Below are 2,528 nucleotides of genomic sequence, written 5' to 3' on the forward strand. Positions count from 1 at the left end.
ACGAACCTCGTCCATTTCCTCCGGAAGCACCCGCAAAGGAGATCACAGCAACGCCCCGACCAGCCACAACGACACACCTAACAAAGCACTACTAGAGCCCTGACCTATGGGGCCGGGTTTCGGCACGCACAACGTCGGCCAGTTCGAGCGAGCCGTGTCGAATGCGACGCACAGGTTGGTGGTGTGGTGGCGGACATAGCAATGCGTCATCTGCCGGCGTGGTAGACAACTGGTCGGCCGCTGCCGCCTCCGCCACCCGCTGGTGTGGCCAGGGCACGGACCACGGCCATGCAGATCACGCCTACCGCAGTGTCGGGCGAGGGTTCGTGAGGGCGGGCATGCGCGCGCACGCCAACGCGGATGCCGTCGTCGATGAGGACTGGCGGTGCGAGCCTTCTATTCTGTCGACAGTTCGACTTCGGTGCGGGCTTGCACGTCGGAGATGGTGGCGAGTTGAGTTCGTCCGACCACGGACCACCTCCGCGCGCAGGAGTCGGGAGCCTCTGGCCCACAGCCGCCCGGGGGCACGATTCGCTAACGATCGACGCTTGTTGTCGCGATCGGGCAGCACCTTATTTCGCGTGAACTTCCCTGCGTAGGCGCGTTGACCTGGGCATCGTCCGGGTGTGGCGGGTGCGACGTGTTGGCTCGTGTCACCGGAAGGCCTGATCTTCTGTGAAACATTTTGGCCGCCGTACCGATACCCACCAGCGCTGGGTTTGTTGAGGTCGGAGGCATATCGATGGGTCGTCGCCGGGGGTTCTTTGCCGAGATGCAGTATCAGGCGGCCAAGGCGCAGAAGGAAAGAGCGAGGCAAGTCGCAGCCGCTGAACGCGAGCGGGTGCGTCTCGAAAGAGAAGTGCATCGCGCTGAAGCCGCAGCCGCCTTAGCACGCGAGCGCATGGCGCGCGCGGATGCGCAAGCGTTGGCACAGGCGGAACGCGAAGCCAAGCGTCTCCACGTCGAAGCCCAGCAGTCCAAGGTCGAGTCGCTGAACGCGAATCTGCGAGAAGAGCTCGCCGCCATCGACAGTGTGCTCGAGTCGACCCTGGCCGTCGATGACTACGTAGATCTGGAAAAGCTTCGCCGCGTGGCGCAGCATCCGGAGTTCAAGTCGCCGCACCAGGTCGTGCCGCCGCCACCTGCACCGATCGTTGCTCCGCCGGAGCCCTACTACCAGCCACCGGCTCCGCCCACCGGTATCTCGGCGGTCTTTGCCAAGAAGAAGCACGCCGCGGCGACCGCTGCCGCTCAGGCCCAGTTCGCGCAAGCGCATGAGGCCTGGCAGGCGGTGGTAGCGCAGATTCCGCAGCGGCAACTGGCCGCCACGCAGCAATACCAAGCTGCGGAGAGCGAGCGGTTGCGTAGGTTGGCCGATGACCGGCGGCGTTACGACGCCGAGTGCGACGAACGCCAGCGGGTCGTTGATGCGGAGAACGAAAGTCTCGACGATCTCATCAACCGGTTCGCGGCCTCCGAACCCGATGCAGTCGAGGAGTACGTCGGCATCGTGTTCGGCAACTCGATCTACCCTGACGTGATCGCCGCCAACAGTGATGTCGACTTCTCGTACGATGCTGATCTGCGTGAACTGTGCATCACGCTTGTCTTCCCTCCGCCTGACGCGATCCCAGCGACCAAGTCTTTCCGATACGTGCGAGCGAGCGACGAGATCGCGGAAACCAAGCTGACGCAGAAGGACTTCGCGACCAGGTATGTCAATTTGGTCAACAACATGACTCTGAGGACGGTTCACGAGGTCTGGGAGTCTGACCGTGCGGGAAAGATCGACAGCATCTCACTGGTCGGCGGTGTCAACCACGTCGATCCCGCCGTCGGCAAGGACGTGTTCGTCCGTCTCCTGGCGTTGGCCGTGAGCCGTGAGGACTTTTTGGAGATCGACTTGTCTCGCATTACTCCTTCCGAAACGCTAAAGCATCTTCGTGCTGTCGTGTCGAAGGCCCCGCATCGCCTGACCCCGATCGGCGACATGAAAGGAGTACGTAAATGAACTCCAACGCCGGTGAGAACATCCAGTGAGCGGGTTCCGCTTCGTTCCGCCCCCGGGCTGGCCGCAGCCAACGCCCGGGTGGGCGCCCCCGGCCGGGTGGCAACCGCCGCCGTCTTGGCCGCCAGCGCCTGCGGGCTGGCAGTTCTGGGTCGCTGACGCGCCGACGGACGACGGGAGGCAGGACACCGCAGAGGGGCCTGTCGACGTTCTCACGGCCGAGTCCGACCTTGACAACGCATCGCGAGAGGCCGATCGGCAAGAAGAATCCACCGCTTCGGCTCAACAGGAACTGCGGCGCATCCAACTGCAGATCGATGAGGCGCGGCAGGAACTCGTCGAACTCAATGATGCGATCCTGCTCCAACAGGTCGGCATCTACGAGTACCACCACCCGCTAGAGAACGCTGAGCAGTACAAGGAGGCGCTACAGAGGTTGAATGGTCAGGGTTAGGGTGGCTCGGGTTCGAGGGTGAGGCCGGTTTGGGCGAGGAAGCTGGTCAGCAGGTTCGGTCGGTAT

2 protein-coding genes are annotated in these 2,528 nt (G+C 63.4%); both read left to right on the forward strand.

The window, feature by feature from the left end:
• Window positions 1-772: 772 nt before the first annotated feature.
• Window positions 773-2,011 (forward strand): hypothetical protein, encoded by a 1,239-nt coding sequence (locus tag A3CU_RS0134715; RefSeq protein ID WP_027946095.1) that lies wholly within the window; start codon window positions 773-775, stop codon window positions 2,009-2,011.
• Window positions 2,012-2,036: 25 nt separating this feature from the next.
• Window positions 2,037-2,462 carry a hypothetical protein gene (locus A3CU_RS0134720; RefSeq protein WP_027946096.1) on the forward strand — a complete coding sequence of 142 codons (426 nt, stop codon included), beginning with the start codon at window positions 2,037-2,039 and terminating at the stop codon, window positions 2,460-2,462.
• Window positions 2,463-2,528: the final 66 nt, after the last annotated feature.

Source organism: Amycolatopsis taiwanensis DSM 45107, assembly GCF_000519205.1.
Classification (GTDB): Bacteria; Actinomycetota; Actinomycetes; order Mycobacteriales; family Pseudonocardiaceae; genus Amycolatopsis_E; species Amycolatopsis_E taiwanensis.